General features: G+C 69.9%; 19 protein-coding genes. 9 read left to right on the top strand and 10 right to left on the bottom strand.

Annotated elements, in window-relative coordinates; translation table 11 throughout:
- Positions 1-57 precede the first annotated feature (57 nt).
- Positions 58-753, bottom strand: a complete 696-nt coding sequence (gene ctrA, locus PQ455_RS16580; RefSeq protein ID WP_273687267.1) for a response regulator transcription factor CtrA — start codon at positions 751-753, stop codon at positions 58-60.
- Between the two features lie 179 nt (positions 754-932).
- Here ctrA and PQ455_RS16585 point away from each other — a divergent pair, with 179 nt between their 5' ends.
- From PQ455_RS16585 to PQ455_RS16595, 3 genes are all read left to right on the top strand, one after another.
- The gene (locus PQ455_RS16585) at positions 933-1,592 is read left to right on the top strand and encodes an RluA family pseudouridine synthase (RefSeq protein WP_273687269.1); all 660 of its coding nucleotides are present in this window, start codon (positions 933-935) and stop codon (positions 1,590-1,592) included.
- Positions 1,579-1,992, top strand: coding sequence for an alternative ribosome rescue aminoacyl-tRNA hydrolase ArfB (arfB, locus tag PQ455_RS16590; RefSeq protein ID WP_273687270.1), 414 nt, complete (start codon positions 1,579-1,581; stop codon positions 1,990-1,992). The genes PQ455_RS16585 and arfB overlap by 14 nt, the downstream gene beginning before the upstream one ends.
- A gap of 94 nt (positions 1,993-2,086) precedes the next feature.
- On the top strand, positions 2,087-2,572 hold the full coding sequence (locus PQ455_RS16595) for a GAF domain-containing protein (RefSeq protein WP_273687272.1): 486 nt from the start codon (positions 2,087-2,089) through the stop codon (positions 2,570-2,572).
- A gap of 43 nt (positions 2,573-2,615) precedes the next feature.
- Here PQ455_RS16595 and PQ455_RS16600 read toward each other — a convergent pair whose 3' ends face one another.
- The 3 genes from PQ455_RS16600 to hemC are packed head-to-tail and all read right to left on the bottom strand — an operon-like array spanning position 2,616 to position 5,046.
- Complete coding sequence (locus PQ455_RS16600; protein WP_273687274.1) at positions 2,616-3,443, bottom strand: hypothetical protein; 828 nt, start codon at positions 3,441-3,443, stop codon at positions 2,616-2,618.
- Positions 3,444-3,460: 17 nt separating this feature from the next.
- The gene (locus PQ455_RS16605; RefSeq protein WP_273687276.1) at positions 3,461-4,129 is read right to left on the bottom strand and encodes a uroporphyrinogen-III synthase; all 669 of its coding nucleotides are present in this window, start codon (positions 4,127-4,129) and stop codon (positions 3,461-3,463) included.
- Positions 4,126-5,046 carry a hydroxymethylbilane synthase gene (gene hemC, locus PQ455_RS16610; protein ID WP_273687278.1) on the bottom strand — a complete coding sequence of 307 codons (921 nt, stop codon included), beginning with the start codon at positions 5,044-5,046 and terminating at the stop codon, positions 4,126-4,128. The genes PQ455_RS16605 and hemC overlap by 4 nt, the downstream gene beginning before the upstream one ends.
- A 44-nt stretch (positions 5,047-5,090) precedes the next feature.
- On the opposite strand from hemC, the gene tsaD reads away from it, so the two are divergent.
- From tsaD to PQ455_RS16630, 4 genes are all read left to right on the top strand, one after another.
- Positions 5,091-6,125, top strand: a complete 1,035-nt coding sequence (tsaD, locus tag PQ455_RS16615; protein WP_273687280.1) for a tRNA (adenosine(37)-N6)-threonylcarbamoyltransferase complex transferase subunit TsaD — start codon at positions 5,091-5,093, stop codon at positions 6,123-6,125.
- A gap of 124 nt (positions 6,126-6,249) precedes the next feature.
- On the top strand, positions 6,250-7,227 hold the full coding sequence (locus PQ455_RS16620) for an NAD(P)H-dependent glycerol-3-phosphate dehydrogenase (RefSeq protein ID WP_273687282.1): 978 nt from the start codon (positions 6,250-6,252) through the stop codon (positions 7,225-7,227).
- Position 7,228: 1 nt separating this feature from the next.
- The gene (locus tag PQ455_RS16625; RefSeq protein WP_273687284.1) at positions 7,229-7,393 is read left to right on the top strand and encodes a hypothetical protein; all 165 of its coding nucleotides are present in this window, start codon (positions 7,229-7,231) and stop codon (positions 7,391-7,393) included.
- Positions 7,357-7,815 carry a hypothetical protein gene (locus tag PQ455_RS16630; protein ID WP_273687286.1) on the top strand — a complete coding sequence of 153 codons (459 nt, stop codon included), beginning with the start codon at positions 7,357-7,359 and terminating at the stop codon, positions 7,813-7,815. The genes PQ455_RS16625 and PQ455_RS16630 overlap by 37 nt, the downstream gene beginning before the upstream one ends.
- On the opposite strand, the gene PQ455_RS16635 is transcribed toward PQ455_RS16630, so the two are convergent.
- Positions 7,807-9,039, bottom strand: a complete 1,233-nt coding sequence (locus PQ455_RS16635) for an SAM-dependent methyltransferase (RefSeq protein WP_273687287.1) — start codon at positions 9,037-9,039, stop codon at positions 7,807-7,809. The two genes, PQ455_RS16630 and PQ455_RS16635, sit on opposite strands and share 9 nt — an antisense overlap.
- Before the next feature lie 75 nt (positions 9,040-9,114).
- Positions 9,115-9,369, bottom strand: coding sequence for a hypothetical protein (locus tag PQ455_RS16640; protein ID WP_273687288.1), 255 nt, complete (start codon positions 9,367-9,369; stop codon positions 9,115-9,117).
- A gap of 97 nt (positions 9,370-9,466) precedes the next feature.
- On the opposite strand from PQ455_RS16640, the gene PQ455_RS16645 reads away from it, so the two are divergent.
- Together PQ455_RS16645 and PQ455_RS16650 are read left to right on the top strand one after the other, a co-directional pair.
- Positions 9,467-10,630 (top strand): glycoside hydrolase family 5 protein, encoded by a 1,164-nt coding sequence (locus PQ455_RS16645; RefSeq protein ID WP_273687290.1) that lies wholly within the window; start codon positions 9,467-9,469, stop codon positions 10,628-10,630.
- Position 10,631: 1 nt separating this feature from the next.
- Positions 10,632-12,101 carry an oligosaccharide flippase family protein gene (locus PQ455_RS16650; protein WP_273687291.1) on the top strand — a complete coding sequence of 490 codons (1,470 nt, stop codon included), beginning with the start codon at positions 10,632-10,634 and terminating at the stop codon, positions 12,099-12,101.
- Between the two features lie 5 nt (positions 12,102-12,106).
- Here PQ455_RS16650 and PQ455_RS16655 read toward each other — a convergent pair whose 3' ends face one another.
- Genes PQ455_RS16655 through PQ455_RS16670 form a run of 4 tightly spaced genes read right to left on the bottom strand, consistent with a single transcriptional unit; the run spans position 12,107 to position 16,928 of the window.
- The gene (locus tag PQ455_RS16655; RefSeq protein WP_273687292.1) at positions 12,107-12,781 is read right to left on the bottom strand and encodes a phytanoyl-CoA dioxygenase family protein; all 675 of its coding nucleotides are present in this window, start codon (positions 12,779-12,781) and stop codon (positions 12,107-12,109) included.
- Between the two features lie 30 nt (positions 12,782-12,811).
- Entirely contained in the window at positions 12,812-13,720 is a 909-nt protein-coding gene (locus PQ455_RS16660; protein WP_273687293.1) for a cyclic di-GMP-binding domain-containing protein, MshE-related, read from the bottom strand.
- Complete coding sequence (locus tag PQ455_RS16665) at positions 13,717-15,081, bottom strand: GNVR domain-containing protein (RefSeq protein WP_273687295.1); 1,365 nt, start codon at positions 15,079-15,081, stop codon at positions 13,717-13,719. Before PQ455_RS16665 ends, PQ455_RS16660 begins: the two co-directional genes overlap by 4 nt.
- Positions 15,081-16,928, bottom strand: a complete 1,848-nt coding sequence (locus PQ455_RS16670) for an ATP-binding protein (RefSeq protein ID WP_273687297.1) — start codon at positions 16,926-16,928, stop codon at positions 15,081-15,083. The genes PQ455_RS16665 and PQ455_RS16670 overlap by 1 nt, the downstream gene beginning before the upstream one ends.
- Between the last annotated feature and the right edge of the window lie 34 nt (positions 16,929-16,962).

Raw genomic sequence — 16,962 nt, forward strand, 5'->3', positions numbered from 1 at the left:
CGAAGCCGGGCGCCAAGCCCGAAAAGACCCCAGCTTTCGCTGGGGTGACGATCCGCCTTACGCCGCGATCGTCGCCTCATCGGGCTCGCGCAGCACATAGCCGCGGCCCCACACCGTCTCGATATAATTGTCGCCGCCGCAGGCCAGGCTCAGCTTCTTGCGCAGCTTGCAGATGAAGACGTCGATGATCTTCAGTTCGGGCTCGTCCATGCCGCCATACAAATGGTTGAGGAACATTTCCTTGGTGAGCGTGGTGCCCTTGCGGAGCGAAAGCAGCTCCAGCATCGCATATTCCTTGCCGGTCAGGTGCACGCGGGCACCATCCACCTCGACGGTCTTGGCGTCGAGATTGACCGAGAGCTTGCCGGTCTTGATGACCGACTGCGAATGGCCCTTCGAGCGGCGGACGATCGCGTGGATGCGGGCGACCAGTTCGTCGCGGTGGAACGGCTTGGTGACATAATCGTCGGCGCCGAAGCCCAGCGCGCGGACCTTGGAGTCCATCTCGCCGATGCCGGACAGGATCATCACCGGGGTCTGCACGCGGGCGACGCGCAGCTTCTTCAGCACGTCGTAACCGTGCATGTCGGGCAGGTTGAGGTCGAGCAGGATGAGATCGTAATCGTACAGCTTGCCCAGATCGAGGCCCTCTTCGCCCAGATCGGTCGTGTAGACGTTGAATCCTTCCGACGAGAGCATCAGGTCGATGCTCTTCGCGATGGTGGCTTCGTCTTCGATCAACAGCACGCGCATCGCCTGACATCCCTTCAAGCCAAAAGCGGTCGCCCCCGCCTGGGTCCAATCCTTAATGCGATGATACTGCCCACAAAAGGTTAAGTTGCCGTTAAGGCCGTTTGTTAGGGCCAAAACGGATCGGCCGGCCGCTCGTCGCGGCCATTGCCCGGCCCGCCGCCGCATGACATGGGCGGGGGATGATCGCAGACCGCATCCTCACCATCGACGCGGAAGCGATGGTCATCGACAAGCCCGCCGGGCTCCCCGTCACCCCCGTGCGCGACGGCACGCTGAGCCTGGAGAATCACCTCCAATCCTTGACGTTCGGTTTCCAGCGCTGGCCGATTCCGGTCCATCGGCTGGATCGCGACACGTCCGGCTGCCTGCTGCTGGCGCGCACGCCCAAGGCGGCGAAACGCTATGGCGCCGCGTTCGAGGCGGGGACGGTGAAGAAAGCCTATCTGGCGGTGCTGGATGGCGTACCGAAGGACAGCGAGGGCGTGATCGATCTGGCCTTGGCGAAAGTCAGCACCCGCGAATCGGGCTGGCGGATCGTGCCGGACACGAAGAAGGGCAAGGCCGCCATCACCCGCTGGCGGATGCTGGGGCAGGCCAAGGGCCGCGCGCTGATCCTGTTCGAGCCCGATACCGGCCGCACCCACCAGCTGCGCGTCCATGCCGCGAGCGGGATCGGCGTGCCGATCGTGGGCGATCCGATCTATGGCGACGGGCGGCTGGCGATGATGCTCCACGCCTGGCGCCTGCATGTGCCGCGTGAGGGCAAGGCCGCGATCGAGGCGGAGGCGCCTATCCCCGACACGTTCCGCTCGGCGGGTTTCGGCGATGTCGCGGGCTGAAATCCCGCCGCTGCCCGAATCGGCGCTGGAGGAAAAATTCCTCGCCGCTACCGGCCCCGGCGGCCAGAACGTCAACAAGGTGGCGACCGCCTGCCAGCTGCGGCTCGACGTGTTCGCGCTGGGGCTGCACCCGGCGGTCTATGTCCGGCTGAAGGCGCTGGCGGGCAGCCGCATGACCGCCGACGGCGCGATCGTGGTGACGGCCCGGCGCTTCCGCACGCGCGAGGCCAATCGCGAGGACGCGCGCACCCGGCTGGCGGAAATGGTGGCCGCCGCGCATGTCGCGCCCGAGCGGCGGGTGAAGACCAAGCCCAGCAAGGCGGCACGCGCCCGGCGGGTGGAGGCGAAATCGATCCGCGGCGAGGTGAAGAAGGGCCGGGGCAAGGTGCGGCTGGATTGATAACGTCCTGCCCGTCACCCCGGACCTGTTCCGGTGACGGCTTGTTAAAGGCGCCCGCGCCGACCATCTCCCCTGTCGCAGCCCAGGATTTACCATGTACGCTTTCGAGATCGCCGCCACCGACAAGCCCGCCCTCTACGCCGAACTCGGCCAGGCGCTGGACGCGCTGACCGCCGGCGAGCCGGACGGCATCGCCAACATGGCCAATGCCGCCGCCTTGCTGTGGGAATGGCTGCCCGATCTCAACTGGTCGGGCTTCTACCGCGTCGTCGCGGGCGAGCTGGTGCTGGGGCCGTTCCAGGGCAAGGCCGCCTGCATCCGCATCCCCTTCGGCAAGGGCGTGTGCGGCGCGGCGGCGGCGAGCGGGGAGACTCAGTTGGTGGAGGACGTCCACGCCTTCCCCGGCCATATCGCCTGTGACGCGGCGTCGGCGGCCGAACTGGTCGTGCCGATACGCGGGGCGGATGGATCGGTCATCGCGGTGCTCGATCTGGACAGCCCGACCAGGGGGCGGTTCGATGCCGAGGATGCGGCGGGCTGCGAGGCGCTGATGGCGGTACTGGGGCCGCGCCTGGGGTAATCCACCTCGTCGCCCCGGCTTGCGCCGGGGCGACGAGCGTGTTTCAGGCGCCGCCCACCGGCAGCTCGACATGCGGCTTGAGCAGCGCGGCCGTCTCGATCCGGTCGAGCGCGTTACGGGCGGCGACGTAGCGGCGGGCGCGGGCCATCCAGTCGGCGGCGATGGCGCGGCCGGGCAGGCGGGCGATTTCGGCCATGGCCTTGTCGACCTGGCCGCCCTCCAGCTGGCGCGCGGCGCGCTGGAGGCGGTCGGCCGGGATCGTCGAGGGGGTTTCGGCCGATCGGATGACGATCAGGCTGCCCAGCGACTGCTTGAAATTGTCCCACCAGCCCGCGTCCGACGTGGCGGTGGCGAGGCGGGGGCGCAGCGCGTCGAGTTCGGTCTGCAATTCGTCGAGGCGGACGGGCGCGTGGCTGGCGGCGATCACGGCCGCCACCGCCTGCGGATCGACCCCGCCGAACCGCTCGCGCAGCAGCCCCTCCAGATAGCCCAGCGCCATGCCGCGATCGAGCGCGCGGCGCGCGGCGAAGGCGACGAGCAGGCTCTCCGCGCGATCGGCGTTGCCGGTGGCGGCGGTGGTGCGCTGATCTACCCGCTCGACCTGATCCTCGATCCCGGCGACCCGCTCCTCCAGGGTCGCCAGATCGGGCGCGGCGACGGGGGCCGGGGCGGGCAGCGCCGCGACGGGCACGGGCTGCGCGGTCTCGGCCGGCGCGATCTTGAGGAGGGCGGCCACCTTTGGCGACTGCTTCACCGCATAGCCCGCCAGCGCCATGCCGCCCACGAAGGCGAGCAGGATGGTCAGCACGATGATGAGGCCCCGGGCGCTGCGGCGCGGGGGCTCGGCCGGGGGATCGAAGGCGGCGTCCATAGGCTGTTCCGGGATCGTTATGCGCCCTCTTCGCACAGCCGCGCCGCCGCCGCCAGCAGCGCGTCGTCGGTGGGTGCCGCCGCGACGGCGACGCTGTGCCAGCCGGGGCCGGCCGCCTCGGCCACCGCCGGGCTGAGCGCCGCGATACGCCCGCGCCAGCCGGAGAGGGCGGCGAGGGTGCGCGCGGCGCGGGGGGAGTGGAGCAGCGCCACCGCATCGCGGGCGAGCGCGTCGGCGGCGACATCGGGCAAAGTGTCTACGACGTCTGCGGCGTAAACGGCGATGCGGGTCACCGTTGTGGCGGGGTGGATCACGGCGCGATGCTCGCGGCCGGTGAGATGGAGGATGGCGCCCCGCCCATCGGCAACGGCGCGGTCGAGCAGAGCGGCCGCATCGGACTCGCCCGCATGGACCTGCGTGAAGCCCACCGCGCGGGCCGCGTCGCCGGTCGCGGCGCCGACCGCATAAACCGGCAGCGCGCGGAAGGCCGAAAGGTCGCCCCCGTGCCGCAGCGCCTGCGCGCTCGTCAGCATCAGCGCGTCGAAGGCGGCGGGGCCGGGCGGCGTCCACGCCAGCGGGCGGACGGTGAACAGCGGCGCGACGATCGCCTCCAGCCCCATCGCTTGCGCCCGTTCGGCGGTGCGGCCGGCGCCGGGCTCGGGCCGCAGCACCAGCAGCGGTTTCATGCCGAAAAGAGCGCCCGGATCGCCGGCCCCGCCCGATCGAGCAGGTCGCGGCCGAAAACGCGCAGATCGGCGGGGGTACGGATCAGTACCTCGCCCTCAACCGATTCGGTGCCGTCGCCGCTGTAGAGGATCGCGCGCAGCCGCTGGCCCTCGCCCTCGGCCACGGCCAGCGCCGCCACCGGCGATCGGCAGTCGCCGTTGAGCACCATCAGCAGGCCACGCTCGGTATGGACCGAAGCGCTGGTCGGCGCGTGATCGATCGCGGCCAGCCAGTCGCGCACCTGCGAATCTTCGGCCCGCGCCTCGATGCCGACCGCGCCCTGCGCCGGGGCGGGCAGCATCTCCTCGATCGAGACCGCCGCGCCGATATCGAAGCGGCCCAGCCGGTCGAGCCCCGCCGCCGCCAGCAGGGTGCCCTCGGCCTCGCCATCGGCCATCCGCTTGAGGCGGGTATCGACATTGCCCCGGAACAGCACGATCCGCGCGTCGGGCCGCAGCTTCAGGATCTGGGCCGATCGGCGCGGCGAGGAGGTGCCGATGCGCGCGCCGGGCGGCAAAGCGGCGATGCTGTCCGCGCCGATCAGCCGATCGCGCACGTCGGCGCGCGGCAGCATCGCGGCCAGCACGATCTCGGCCGGGCGGAAGGTTTCGACATCCTTCATCGAATGGACCGAGAAATCGATTTCCCGCTCCATCAGCGCGCGATCGAGTTCCTTGGTCCACAGCGCCTTGCCGCCGACTTCGGCCAGCGCGCGATCCTGGATGCGATCGCCCGAGGTGCGGATCGGCACGATGCGGATCGCGCGCGGCTCCCATCCATGGGCGGCGCGCAGGGCATCGGCGACCATCCCGGCCTGGGTGAGGGCGAGCGGCGAACCGCGTGTGCCGAGGCGGAGGGGGCGGGAAGGCATCGTCATGGCGGCGGTGGCATAATCGCCGGGGGCGTGGCAGGGAAGCGGCGATGAGCCTGATCCTCGGCCTGGAATCGAGCTGCGACGAAACCGCGGCGGCATTGGTGACCTCCGATGGCGCCATCCTCGCGCACCGGCTGGCCGGGCAGGAGGCGGCGCACCGCCCCTATGGCGGTGTCGTGCCCGAGATCGCGGCGCGCGCCCATGTCGAGGCGCTGGGGCCACTGATCGAGGCGGCGCTGGCCGATGCGGGCAAGACGCTCGCCGATGTCGACGCGATCGCCGCCACCGCCGGGCCGGGGCTGATCGGCGGCGTGATGGTGGGGCTGGTGACGGGCAAGGCGCTGGCGCTGGGCGCGGGCAAGCCGCTGGTGGCGGTCAATCATCTGGAGGGCCATGCGCTGTCGCCGCGCCTCGCCGACCCGACGCTCCGCTTTCCCTATCTGCTGCTGCTGGTGTCGGGCGGCCATTGCCAGCTGCTGCTGGTGAAAGGCGTCGGCGATTATGCGCGCCTCGCTACCACGATCGACGACGCGGCGGGCGAGGCGTTCGACAAGACGGCCAAGATGCTGGGGCTGGGCTTCCCCGGCGGCCCGGCGGTGGAGCGCGCGGCGGCGCTGGGCGATCCCAGGGCGGTGCCGCTGCCGCGCCCGCTGGTCGGGTCGGCCGAACCGCATTTCTCCTTCGCGGGGCTGAAAGCGGCGGTGCTGCGCGCCCGCGATTCCGGCCAATATTCGGTGGAGGACATCGCGGCTTCCTTTTCGCAGGCGGTGGTCGATTGCCTGATCGATCGCACCCGGCGCGCATTGAAAAAGGTCGATGGCGCAACCGCTCTGGTGGTCGCCGGCGGGGTTGCCGCGAACAACAATGTTCGTGAGACTTTGCAGGCACTTGCCGCGCAGCATGACCTGCCGTTCGTCGCGCCGCCGCTGTGGCTTTGCACCGATAATGCTGCGATGATCGCCTGGGCGGGGGCGGAGCGGTTCGCCGCCGGGCTGACCGATCCGCTCGACGTGGCCGCCCGCCCCCGCTGGCCGCTCGATCCGAACGCGGAGGCGGCGCGCGGCGCGGGCGTGAAGGCATGAATGTGTCTTGGTTCGTCACCCCGGCGCAGGCCGGGGTCTCGGCAGGCTTGGGGCGACGGTCGTGGCAGCCTCCCGAGACCCCGGCCTGCGCCGGGGCGACGCCTGTTTATGGGACGATAGCGGCATGAAGATCGGTGTCATCGGCGGCGGGGCGTGGGGCACGGCGCTGGCGCAGGTCGCGGCGGCGGGCGGGGATCGCGTGCGGCTGTGGGCGCGCGAGCCCGAAGTGGTCGATGCGATCAACGCCACACAGCGCAACCCCTTGTTCCTGCCCGATGTCGCGCTCTCGCCCGAAATCCGCGCGACGACCGAGATCGGCGCGCTCGGCGAGTGCGACGCCATCCTGGTGGTCACGCCGGCGCAGCATCTGCGCGGCATCTGCGCGCAACTGCCGCGCCACGATACGCCCCTGATCCTGTGCGCCAAGGGGATCGAGGCGGGCACGCGCAAGCTGATGTCCGAAACCGCGCGCGACACCTGCCCGCACGCGCCGATCGCCGTCCTCTCCGGCCCGACCTTCGCGCATGAGGTGGCCGCCGGGCTTCCCACCGCGATCACCCTCGCCTGCGAGGACGAGGCGCTGGGCCAGTCGCTCGCCCGCCGCCTCGCCCGCCCGTCCTTCCGGCCCTATGCCTCGACCGACGTGATCGGGGCGGAGATCGGCGGGGCGGTGAAGAACGTGCTGGCCATCGCCTGCGGCGTCGTCGAGGGGGCGGGGCTCGGCCAGAACGCGCGCGCCTCGCTCATCTCGCGCGGCTTTGCCGAAATGACGCGCTTCGGCCTGGCGCGCGGCGCGCGGGCGGAGACGCTCGCCGGCCTGTCGGGCTTGGGCGATCTCGTGCTGACCTGCTCCTCGACCTCCTCGCGCAATTTCTCGCTCGGCAAGGGGCTGGGGCAGGGCCGGGCGGCGGCCGATCTGATGGCCGATCGCCGCACCGTGGCCGAAGGCGCCTTCACCGCGCCCGTCCTGATCGAGGCGGCGCGCGAGGCCGGCGTGGATATGCCGATCGCCGAGGCGGTCGATGCCCTGCTCGCCGGCCGCGCCGACGTGCGCGCCGTGATCGAGGGGATGCTCGGCCGGCCGCTGAAGCGCGAGCATTGAGGTGGAGACCGGCCGGCGGGGCGTGATGGCGATGCTGGGCGTGGCGATGCTGTGGCCCGCGATGGCCAAGGCCGAAGCGCCACCGGCGGGTTTCGCGATCGACTGGCAGGGCGGGCCGCAGACCCCCAGGTGGTCGCCTCGCTCGCCGCGCAGATCGCGCTGGTGAAGGCGCTGCCGATCGACCCCGCCGTCGCCGCCTTCTTCGCCGCCCAGCCGATCACCGTCGATCTCGAACCCGCCAGCGCGACCCGCGCCGGCCCGCGCGGCATCTTCTTCGAGCGGCGCGCGGTGCCGGCGGACAATCCGGTGCTGCTGCACGAACTGCTCCACCGCTATCACCTGCTGCAACTGCCCGACGGCTTCGCCAATGCCGAGGTGAAGCGGTTCTACGAGGAAGCGAAGGCGTCCGGCCGCTATCCGGCCGAGGCCTATATGCTCAAGAACCCGATCGAATTTTTCGCGATGATGGCGAGCGTGGTGCTGCACGGCCGGGCGGCGCGGCCGCCGTTCGTGCGGGCGAACGTCGCGGCGAAATCGCCCGAGATGTACCGGTGGATCGTGGCGCGGTTCGGGCTCAGATCAGCGTGAATAGCGCGCTTCGGCCTCGGCCATATAGTCGCGCGTGATCGGCAGCGCCTCGCGCCGCTTGATATATTGCACCTGATAATTGCAGACGTTGCCGTGAACGAAGGCCGAGCGCGCGCCGGCCAGATAATAGGTCCACATCCGATAGAAACGCTCGTCGTACAGCGCGACGATCTGGTCCCTCGCGGCCACCGCGCGATCATACCATTCGTCGATCGTATAGGCGTAGTGCAGCCGCAGGATCTCCACGTCGGACACGATCAGCCGCGATGTCTCGCTGGCGGTCATCATCTGCGACAGCGCCGGATTATAGCCGCCGGGGAAAATATATTTCAGCGTGAAGGGGTCGGTCGGCGTCGGCTCACCGAGCTGGCCGATGGTGTGGAGCAGCATCACGCCCTCCGGCGCGAGCAGCTTGTAGCAGGTGTCGTAAAAGGTCTGGTACATCGCCGGGCCGACATGCTCGAACATGCCGACGGAGACGATCCGGTCGAACGGCCCCTGCACGTCGCGATAGTCGATCAGCTCGAACCTCACATGATCCGACACGCCCGCCGCCTCCGCGCGCTCGCGGGCGAGCTTGAGCTGTTCTTCAGAGAGCGTGATGCCGAGGACGTCGACGCCGGCCTTTTCGTGCAGGTAGAGCGCCATCCCGCCCCAGCCGCAGCCGATATCCAGCACCCGCTGGCCGGGGCGCAGATCGAGCTTGGCGGCGATATGCGCCTTCTTGTCGGCCTGCGCCTGTTCCAGCGAGGCATCGGGCTCGCGGTAGTAAGCACAGCTATATTGGCGGTCGCGATCGAGGAAGAGATCGTAGAGCCGGTTGCCGATATCATAATGGTGGGCGACGTTCTGGCGCGACTTGCGCGCGTCGTTGACCCGGTTGGCGGCCCACAGCAGCGCATTCTTCACCCGCCCGCCGATCCCGGCGGTCAGGTTGCGGGCGATCACCTCGTCCTCATGTCGGCCGTTGGCGCGCACCAGATCGATCAGGTCGCGAATGTCGCCCTGCTCGACGAGCATCCGCCCGTCCATGAAACCCTCGGCCGCCCCCATCATCGGGTTGGCGGCGATGATCGCGGGGATGCGCCGGTCGGTGAAGCGGACGGTGACGGGCTTCAGCTGCGGATCGGGATTGCCGACCGTGCGGCGCGTGCCATCGGCGAAGACCAGGGTCAACTCACCCCGCTTGACCAATTTGCCCAGGAACCGATCGACCAGCGACATGCAGGCTTTCCCCTTTCGGGGACCGCTTCGACCAGAAATGTGGCGGAAACAAGTGGCGCGCCGCAACCGAAACGATCAATCCCGCTGGTGCTTGCGGCGCTTGCGCTCTTCGCGTGCGCGGCGCTCGTCCTCCTTGCGCATCTTGCGGCCGTAATTGCGGTCGGCCTCGGACTGGCTGGTCGTCAATTTGTCGGCGGTATAGCCCGCCGCGCGCACCGGCAGGGTCGCCACGCCCACCGCCGTGCTGGCCACCGCGCCGACCACGCAGCCCGAAAGCCCCGCCGCCATCGCCGGCAGCAGCGCCGTCATCATCAAAGCCTTGATCCGCATATCGAAAATCCCGCCCCCAAACGCAGGCCCCGATTAGCAGGGCAATACTTTCCCGGCGATTACTCTTTCACAAGCATTTCGCGTCATTCTACGATGCATGTACCATGATCCGCATTTCCCGATGATCGAGCGCCGCCGCCCGGCCGCCGCGCCCTTCGTGCCCCCGCCCGCCCCGCGTCGCAGACGCGCGCGCTGGGCGGCGCTCGGCCTCGCGCTGGCGCTCGCCGCCGGGGGTGCCGGCGCGTGGCAGGCCTTCTCCAAGGACAAGGTGGCCGTGCCGCATGGCGCGCCCGTCTATTGGGGCGTGAATCTGGCCGGCGGCGAGTTCGCGCCCGACGACGACAATGCGGAGTACGGCAAGAATTACATTTACCCGGACGCCAAGATCGCGGCGCCCTTCGTGGCGGCGGGGATGAACGTCGTCCGCCTGCCGCTGCGCTGGGAGCGGATCCAGCCCTGGCCGCAGGCGATGCTGTCGCCGATCGAGAGCAAGCGGCTCGACGAGACGCTGGACGGCTTGAGCGACGTCCCCCTCGTCATCCTCGACATCCATAATTTCGGCGCCTTCCACAAGGAGCCGCTGCGCGCCGACGCCAAATCGGCCGATATGCTCGCCGATCTGTGGCGCCGGCTGGCGCTGCGCTACAAGGATCGGCCCAACATCGCCTTCGGCCTGATGAACGAGCCGGTCGACATGGACGCGCGCGAATGGCGCCAGCTGGCCGACAGCACCGTGGCGGCGATCCGCGGCACCGGCGCGCGCAATTTGATCCTCGTGCCCGGCGTGTCGTGGACCGGCGCGCACAGCTGGATGCAGGGCGGTGCCGGCTCCAATGCGGAGGCGATGAAGGGCTTCCGCGATCCGGGCGGCAATTTCGCGATCGAGATGCACCAATATCTCGATGGCGATTCGGGCGGCCACGGCGCCGATTGCGTCGATCGCCGCGTCGCGATCGACCGGATGCGCGACGCGACCGACTGGCTGCGCGAAAATCACTATCGCGGCTTCCTCGGCGAATTCGCCACCGGCAGTTCGGCGCAATGCCTCGACAGCCTCGATGGGCTGATGGGCTTCCTCAACACCAACGGCGACGTATGGATGGGCTGGACCTGGTGGGCCGCCGGCCCCTGGTGGGGCGACGCCTGGAACAACATCCAGCCCGACGACAAGACCGGTGATCGCCCGCAGATGGCGGTGCTGCGCCGCTACATCGGCGGCAGGCCCGACACCGCAGCCCCCGCCCCCGAATCGGCCCGCTGAGATGAGCGGCCAGCCCGGCGGCGTCGTCTCCGCCCTCTTCTGGACGGCGATCCGCACATGGGGGGAGCGGATCACCTCGCTCCTCCTGTTCATCGTCCTCTCGCGCCTGCTGCCGCCGGCCGAACTAGGCCTCGCCGCTTATGTGCTGGCGCTGATCGCCATCGTCCAGATGGTGGCGGACGGCAGTTTTGCCGAATGGCTGCTGCGCCTGCCCGAGCGCGATCCGCGCGCCGAAAGCACGATCTTCTGGCTGCAACTGGCGCTGGCCGGCGTGATGAGCCTCGGCCTGCTGCTGGTCGATCTGGCGGGCGGCTTCGCCTTTCTGGGCGCGGAGGGCACGCAGATCATCGCCGTGCTGGCGATCGTCATTCCGCTGGGCGCGATGGAGCGCGTGCCGACCGCGATCCTGCGCCGGCAACATGCGTTCCGCGCGCTGGCGCACCGGTCGATGATCTCCACCATCTGCGGCGGCGGGCTCGGCCTCGCGCTCGCCTTCGCGGGCTTCGGCGTGTGGGCGCTCATCATCAAGTCGCTCGTCGAGCCGCTGATGAAGCTGATCGCCACGCTCATCGCCGCGCGCTGGCGCCCCGGCTTCCACGTCGATCGCGCGGTGATCGCCAAGGCGGTGCCGTTCGGCCTGATGGCGCTGGCAACGTGGATCCTGACGGCGCTGGCCTCACGCGTCGATGCCTTCGTCGTGGCGCCGGTACTGGGCGTCGCCGCGCTCGGCTTCTACGCGGTCGCCGCGCGCATCCAGCAGGTGATGTCGGAAATGCTCATCAACGTCGTGTGGGAGGCGGCCTACGCCCATCTCGCCGCCGTGCACGACGATATCCGCGCCTTCACCGACGTGCTGGTGCGCTACCTCACGCTCAGCACGATCGGCATCAGCGGCGTGGTGGCGGCGGTGGCGGGGGCCGCGCCCGCTCTGGTGCCGATCATCTTCGGCGAGACCTGGGCCTCCTCGGGCGATCTGCTGCGCATCCTCGCGGTGCTGCCGTGGCTGGGCGCGCTGGCGGCCTTCGTGACCTGTATCCTCCAGGCACAGGCGGCGCTGCGCCGGTCGATCCTGTTCTCGGCGATCAATCTCGGCTGCATCGCGGCGGGCGCGTCGCTGGGCGCGCTGGTCGACGTGCGCGGCGTGGCGATCGGCATTTGCGCCGGCAGCTTCGTCGGGCTGCTCGCGGGGCTTGTGGCGTGCCGCCGCTATGTTGCGCTGACGGCGGGCGATCTGGGGCGCATCCTGTTTCCGGGCATGGTCGTCTCGGCGCTGTGCTTCACCACCCTGGCGCTGGCCGCGAACGTCAGCGAAGGCTGGCCCGCCCCGCTGCGCCTGATCCTCTTCGCGCTGTGCGGCGGCATCGCCTTGCCGACCGGCGCGGCGCTGACCGCGCCGGGTCGCGCTTTGATCGGGGAGGGACTGAATTTTGCGACGAGCCGGATTGCTCGGCGGAAACTTGCGTTAGGCTGATCCTGTCAGACGCCGAGCCAAGCCAGTCCACCGGGAAGTGGATCGGCCGAGAAGTCGATCTGAAGAACCCGGCGGCGCAGGGGCCGGGCCGATGCCGACGACGCATGGAGGATCGGCGTTGCGTATAGCCATATGTCGCCGGCATGAGCGAGGCACATATATTGGCCGAGGCGCCGCACCGTCGCTTCGACCTTGTCTTCGGCGATCCGCCCTTCCCGATGAGAGCCGGGCGCAATGAGCAGCGGCGCGTTGCCCGATGGAACGTCATCCAGATGGACGCGAACGGTCACCATGCGCTGCAACAGTGCGAACGGCGGCGACACGTGGACAAGACCCTGCTTCACTGTCCAGGGCCCAAACCCATCGACATCGATGCGCTGGCGGACGACGATCGTGCGGTCCTGATGCCAGGCGAGCGACCAATTCCTGCTTGGCGTCTTATCGAATGGTACCGCCCGAACCGCCTGTGCTTCCGAGCCGATCGCCCGGGCCGCCACGGTCGCGATCGGACCATCCGGCATGAGCAATGCGGCAAGCGCCGGCACACCATGGAGGCGGCTGCCGGGCACGCCCCGAGACAGCGCCGTGGCGATGGCGTCCAACTCCGGCAGAAAGTCGATAGCTCCCGCTTCAATGTAGCGGGCACCATCGCTCTCGAGCGATAGTGATCTACCGGCCATTGGCTTTGTCAAACCGGGCTCGAGCAGGCCTTACTTCGTCAGGATCGAGCCCAGCACCAGCGTCCCACGCGACTTCAGCCAGGCCGACACGCTCCGCACCGCCGTTAGCGACGAGCGATGCTTCTTCATCGTCAGCAGCACCGCGTCGACGCCCTCGCACGCCGCGATCGCCGGTTCGTCGCCCGCGCTCGCGTCGGTCACGATCATGTCGAAACTGTCGTGGAGCGGGCGGAGCTTCTGGAAGAGGCGGCCGCGATCGAACAATTCGGTGGCGTTCGGCACGTCGGGGCCGGTCGCCAGTACCGAAAGGTTGGCGATCGGGCTGCCCTGGATCGCGCCGCGCTCGTCCCCCTCGGTCGAGAGCAGCCCGCTGACGCCGACCCGGTTGGGCAGGTGGAACAGGCGGTTGTGGACCGGCGTGGCAAGGTTGGTATCGACCAGCAGGGTGCGATAGCCCGCCTGCGCGAAGGCAACGGCGAGATTGGCGGTGAGGAGCGTGGTCTCCACCTCCGTACCGATGCCCAGCAGCGCGACGCTGCGCACCGAGCGGCCGTCGGCGCGGCGCGCGGCCGTCACCGCGCCGCGCAGCTCGCGCACCGTTCTGGAGAGCGGATCGTTCGGATCGAACGCGGCCACGACCAGCGGCTCGACGCTGGTGTCGCCGGGGCGCAGGACGTGGAAATTCTGCTGCCGCTCGACCGCGTGGCGGATCGTATCGGGGCTGACCACGCCGAGCCGCGTCGCGACATCGCCGAACAGGCCGCCGGAGCGCTGCTGTTCGGCCATCACGCGGGCATAGCCCTCGGGGCTGATCGCGCCCATTTCGAGCAGGATCAGGCCGATCGGGCGGCGCTGGGTTTCGATCGGGGCGGCACCGCTGGGCACATCGCCCGATTGCACCGCGTGGAGGATGCGCCCGTCGCGCGACCGGATCCTCATGCCGCGCGCCTCAGCATTGGCATGATCGAACTATCGCGGAAATCCACGGCCTCCACCATCGTCGCCCCTGTCGCATCGCGAATACCGTCGGCGCTGCGCGTCCGCGGCCGCATCCATTCCAGCCAGCCGGCCAGCGCCACCGCCACGATCAGGCCGAACACGAAGCCGAGCAGCAGGCGCAGCCTGACGTTCGGGCTGGTCGGCACCAGCGGCACCGGCGCGCGATCGAGCTGGCGCACGTTGGTGCGCGGCAGCTCGGCCTGGAGGCGCATGGCGCTCAGCCGCTGGGTGACATTGTCATAGGCGGTGCGGGCGCTTTCCACGTCGCGCTGAAGCACCAGCATCTGGTTGCGCGCGGTCGCCTGCTGCACCATCCGGCCGCGCTGCGCGTCGACCAGGCCCTGCAATTCGGCACGGCGGCGATCGGCGGCGGTGCGCTCGACGTTGAGCGAGGCCTGCGCCTGCCGCGTCTCCTCGCCCAGACGCGCCCGCAGCGCGGCCAGTTCGGATTCGGCGGCAACATATTGCGGGTGGCGCGGGCCCAGGGTGGTCGCCATGTCGGCGATCTTGGCGGTCTGGCCCGAAACGGCGGCGCGCAGCTGCTGGATCACCTGCGTCTGCTGCACATCGGTCGAGAAGGCGGCCTGCGTGCCGGCGCGCGAGCGGACGTCGGCCGAATTGGCTTCGGCCTGCGCCAGCTGCGCCGACAGTTCGGACAGGCGGCTGCTGTCTCCCGCCATCGTGCCCTCGTCGGTGAAGCCATGCGCCTGCTGGAAGGCGCCAAGCGCGGTCTGCGCCTGCTCCAGCTTGTCGCGCACGTCGCGGGTCCGCTCCTCGAACCATTTGGTATAGGTCTTGGCCGGATCGACGCGGAGCGCCAGCTGCGCGCCCGAATAGGCGGTGGCGAAGGCGTTGGCGATGCGGGCCGCCATCACCGGATCGGGCGATTCATAATTGATCGCCAGCGTGTTGCTCGATCGGCCGGGCTCGACCGTGAGGTTCTTGAGTAGCGCCGCGACCATCCACGACATGCGATCGGTGTTGGCCGGCTGGCGGCCGAAGAGCGTCTCGGCCTGCGTGTCGAGCCGCTCGGTCTCGATCACCATGCGGGCGACGCCGTCGCTCTTGATGATGTCGGCCTGGGTGTTGATCATCTGCGCCATGTCGAACGGGCGGCCGGTGTTGGCCAGCGCGTCGGTCGGGTCGGTCGCCTGATCGTCGAACAGCAGGGTGGCGATGCCGGTATATTGCTTGGTCGACACCGCCGTCCACAGGGCGACGAGGCCCAGCACCAGCAGCAGGACCGCCAGCTGCTGCTTCCAGCGCGCCTGAAGCGCGGCGATGAGATCGGACAGGACCATTATTCGCTTCCCTCGGACCAGGTGCCCGATGGCCCCGCCCAACGATCGGGCGTGGAGGGCCGCGGCGCGGGCTGCGCCGGTGTCGAATAGGCCTGCTGCAACCAGCCGGGCGCGGCCGGCTGCGACGGCGCGGAGGCCGGCTGATAGGGCGCGGGCGGCACCGGGGCCTGGCCGGCGGGCGGCGGCGCATAGGCCGGCGGCGGCGCGTTCCACACCGGCGGCACCGTCGGGCGCGGCGGCACGTAATGCGGCGTCGCCTGCTGCGGCGCCGGGGCCGGGGCGGGCGGTGGCGGGGGCGGCGCGTAATAAGGGGCGGGCGCGGGCTCGGCGGCCCATTCCTGCGCCTGGCGGCCGTAGGACGGCGGGGTCACTGGCGCCGGCGGCGCCTGATAGGCCGGCTGCGGCGGCGGGGCCGGCTGATAGCTGGGCGCCGGCTGCGGCGCATAGGCGGGCGCGGCCGGGGGCTGCGGCTGCCATTGCGGCTGGGGCGGCGGCGCGGCCTGCATCCGGGGACGGGCATCCTCGGCATTGGCCAGCTCGATCGTCGCCAGCAGGAATTGCGGCGCGAGACTGTCGCGGAAGATCTTGCGGCTGATATCACGCACATCGGACACCAAGGCGCCTTCCAGCGCGCCTTCCAGATGCACGTTGGTATCCCGCTCGTCCGGGATCGAGGCGCGGGTGAAGCCGTCGCCGATCGCCGCGACACGGGCGATATCGGCCAGCCGCGCGCGCATCGCCGGCGCGGTCGCCGCGAGACGCTCGAACAGGGCGCTGTCGCTTTCGTTGAGGCGCGCCCATTGCTCGGTCGCGCTGGCGAGGCCGCCGAGCGCCGCCGCGCCATCGACCAGCGTCGTGCCGCGCCGCAGCGCCTCCAGCCCCGCCTGATAGGCGAACAGCCGGGCGTGATAGGGCGAGCCGCACGAGGTGCGCACGACGATGTCGCGGCCCTGCGCGTCGAACTGGATGCCGGCCCGCGCCGCGCCCTGATCGACCAGCAGGCCGACATCCTCGCGGGCGATGCGGCCGATCGCGATCGCCGTCAGGTGGCGGCGCAGCGAGGGATGGCATTCGATGATATCGGAGACCGAGCGGGCGATGCCGACGATCAGCAGCTGCACCGGGATATGCGCGTCCGACAGCAGTTTCATGAAGGTCGCGACTTCGCCCTGCACGTTCGAATCGGTGACCCGATCGAATTCGTCGAGGATGAAGATCACCTGCGTATGCGCGATCCGGCTGAGGATCTCGACCATGTCACGCGGGCGGCTGGCGGCGCTCAGCGTCGCCACCTCGCGCTCGAACGACGCGACGTCCTCCACCGACAGGCTCGTGCCGGGGATGAAGCGGACGTAATGGCGCATCAGCTCGCCGAAGCTGACGCCCGGTTCGCACGCCATGTAGATCACGACGGCGTTGCGATTGTCGGCATAGTCGCCGAACACGCGCACCAGCGATGTCTTGCCCGATCCGCGCGCGCCATGAACGATGGCATGCTTCTTCTGGGTCAGCACCGCATCGAACAGAGCGGCCAGCTTGTCGTCGCGGCCGCACAGGTCGCGGCGGCGCTCGACCGGGTGGGAGGGATTGAACGCCTGGGTCAGCGCCTCGCGCCGCTGGTCCAGATAATCCGCGTCGGGCACCGCCGGCGCGATCGGCTGCGGCGCCGCGAAGGGGATGCCGGCCTGCTGCATCGCGCCGGGAAGCCCCCGCGCCATGTCGTACGACGCCGGGCGCGGCGCCTCGACCGGCCCGCCATAGGTCGGCAAATCGGAAAGACGATCGCCCTCAGGCCGGCCACCATCGAGCCAGCGTGAAAGACTTTTGAGCCCGAAGCCCCTGCTCAAGATGCGCGCTCCCCCGCAAAAATGCGCTTTCCAT

It is taken from the genome of Sphingomonas naphthae, assembly GCF_028607085.1.
Taxonomy (GTDB): Bacteria; Pseudomonadota; Alphaproteobacteria; order Sphingomonadales; family Sphingomonadaceae; genus Sphingomonas_Q; species Sphingomonas_Q naphthae.

Excerpts from the sequence above, each read along its gene's own strand:
- ctrA (WP_273687267.1), bottom strand. The coding sequence starts at position 753 with ATGCGCGTGCTGTTGATCGAAGACGAAGCCACCATCGCGAAGAGCATC.
- PQ455_RS16585 (WP_273687269.1), top strand. The coding sequence starts at position 933 with ATGATCGCAGACCGCATCCTCACCATCGACGCGGAAGCGATGGTCATC.
- arfB (WP_273687270.1), top strand. The coding sequence starts at position 1,579 with ATGTCGCGGGCTGAAATCCCGCCGCTGCCCGAATCGGCGCTGGAGGAA.
- PQ455_RS16595 (WP_273687272.1), top strand. The coding sequence starts at position 2,087 with ATGTACGCTTTCGAGATCGCCGCCACCGACAAGCCCGCCCTCTACGCC.
- PQ455_RS16600 (WP_273687274.1), bottom strand. The coding sequence starts at position 3,443 with ATGGACGCCGCCTTCGATCCCCCGGCCGAGCCCCCGCGCCGCAGCGCC.
- PQ455_RS16605 (WP_273687276.1), bottom strand. The coding sequence starts at position 4,129 with ATGAAACCGCTGCTGGTGCTGCGGCCCGAGCCCGGCGCCGGCCGCACC.
- hemC (WP_273687278.1), bottom strand. The coding sequence starts at position 5,046 with ATGACGATGCCTTCCCGCCCCCTCCGCCTCGGCACACGCGGTTCGCCG.
- tsaD (WP_273687280.1), top strand. The coding sequence starts at position 5,091 with ATGAGCCTGATCCTCGGCCTGGAATCGAGCTGCGACGAAACCGCGGCG.
- PQ455_RS16620 (WP_273687282.1), top strand. The coding sequence starts at position 6,250 with ATGAAGATCGGTGTCATCGGCGGCGGGGCGTGGGGCACGGCGCTGGCG.
- PQ455_RS16635 (WP_273687287.1), bottom strand. The coding sequence starts at position 9,039 with ATGTCGCTGGTCGATCGGTTCCTGGGCAAATTGGTCAAGCGGGGTGAG.
- PQ455_RS16640 (WP_273687288.1), bottom strand. The coding sequence starts at position 9,369 with ATGCGGATCAAGGCTTTGATGATGACGGCGCTGCTGCCGGCGATGGCG.
- PQ455_RS16645 (WP_273687290.1), top strand. The coding sequence starts at position 9,467 with ATGTACCATGATCCGCATTTCCCGATGATCGAGCGCCGCCGCCCGGCC.
- PQ455_RS16650 (WP_273687291.1), top strand. The coding sequence starts at position 10,632 with ATGAGCGGCCAGCCCGGCGGCGTCGTCTCCGCCCTCTTCTGGACGGCG.
- PQ455_RS16655 (WP_273687292.1), bottom strand. The coding sequence starts at position 12,781 with ATGGCCGGTAGATCACTATCGCTCGAGAGCGATGGTGCCCGCTACATT.
- PQ455_RS16660 (WP_273687293.1), bottom strand. The coding sequence starts at position 13,720 with ATGAGGATCCGGTCGCGCGACGGGCGCATCCTCCACGCGGTGCAATCG.
- PQ455_RS16665 (WP_273687295.1), bottom strand. The coding sequence starts at position 15,081 with ATGGTCCTGTCCGATCTCATCGCCGCGCTTCAGGCGCGCTGGAAGCAG.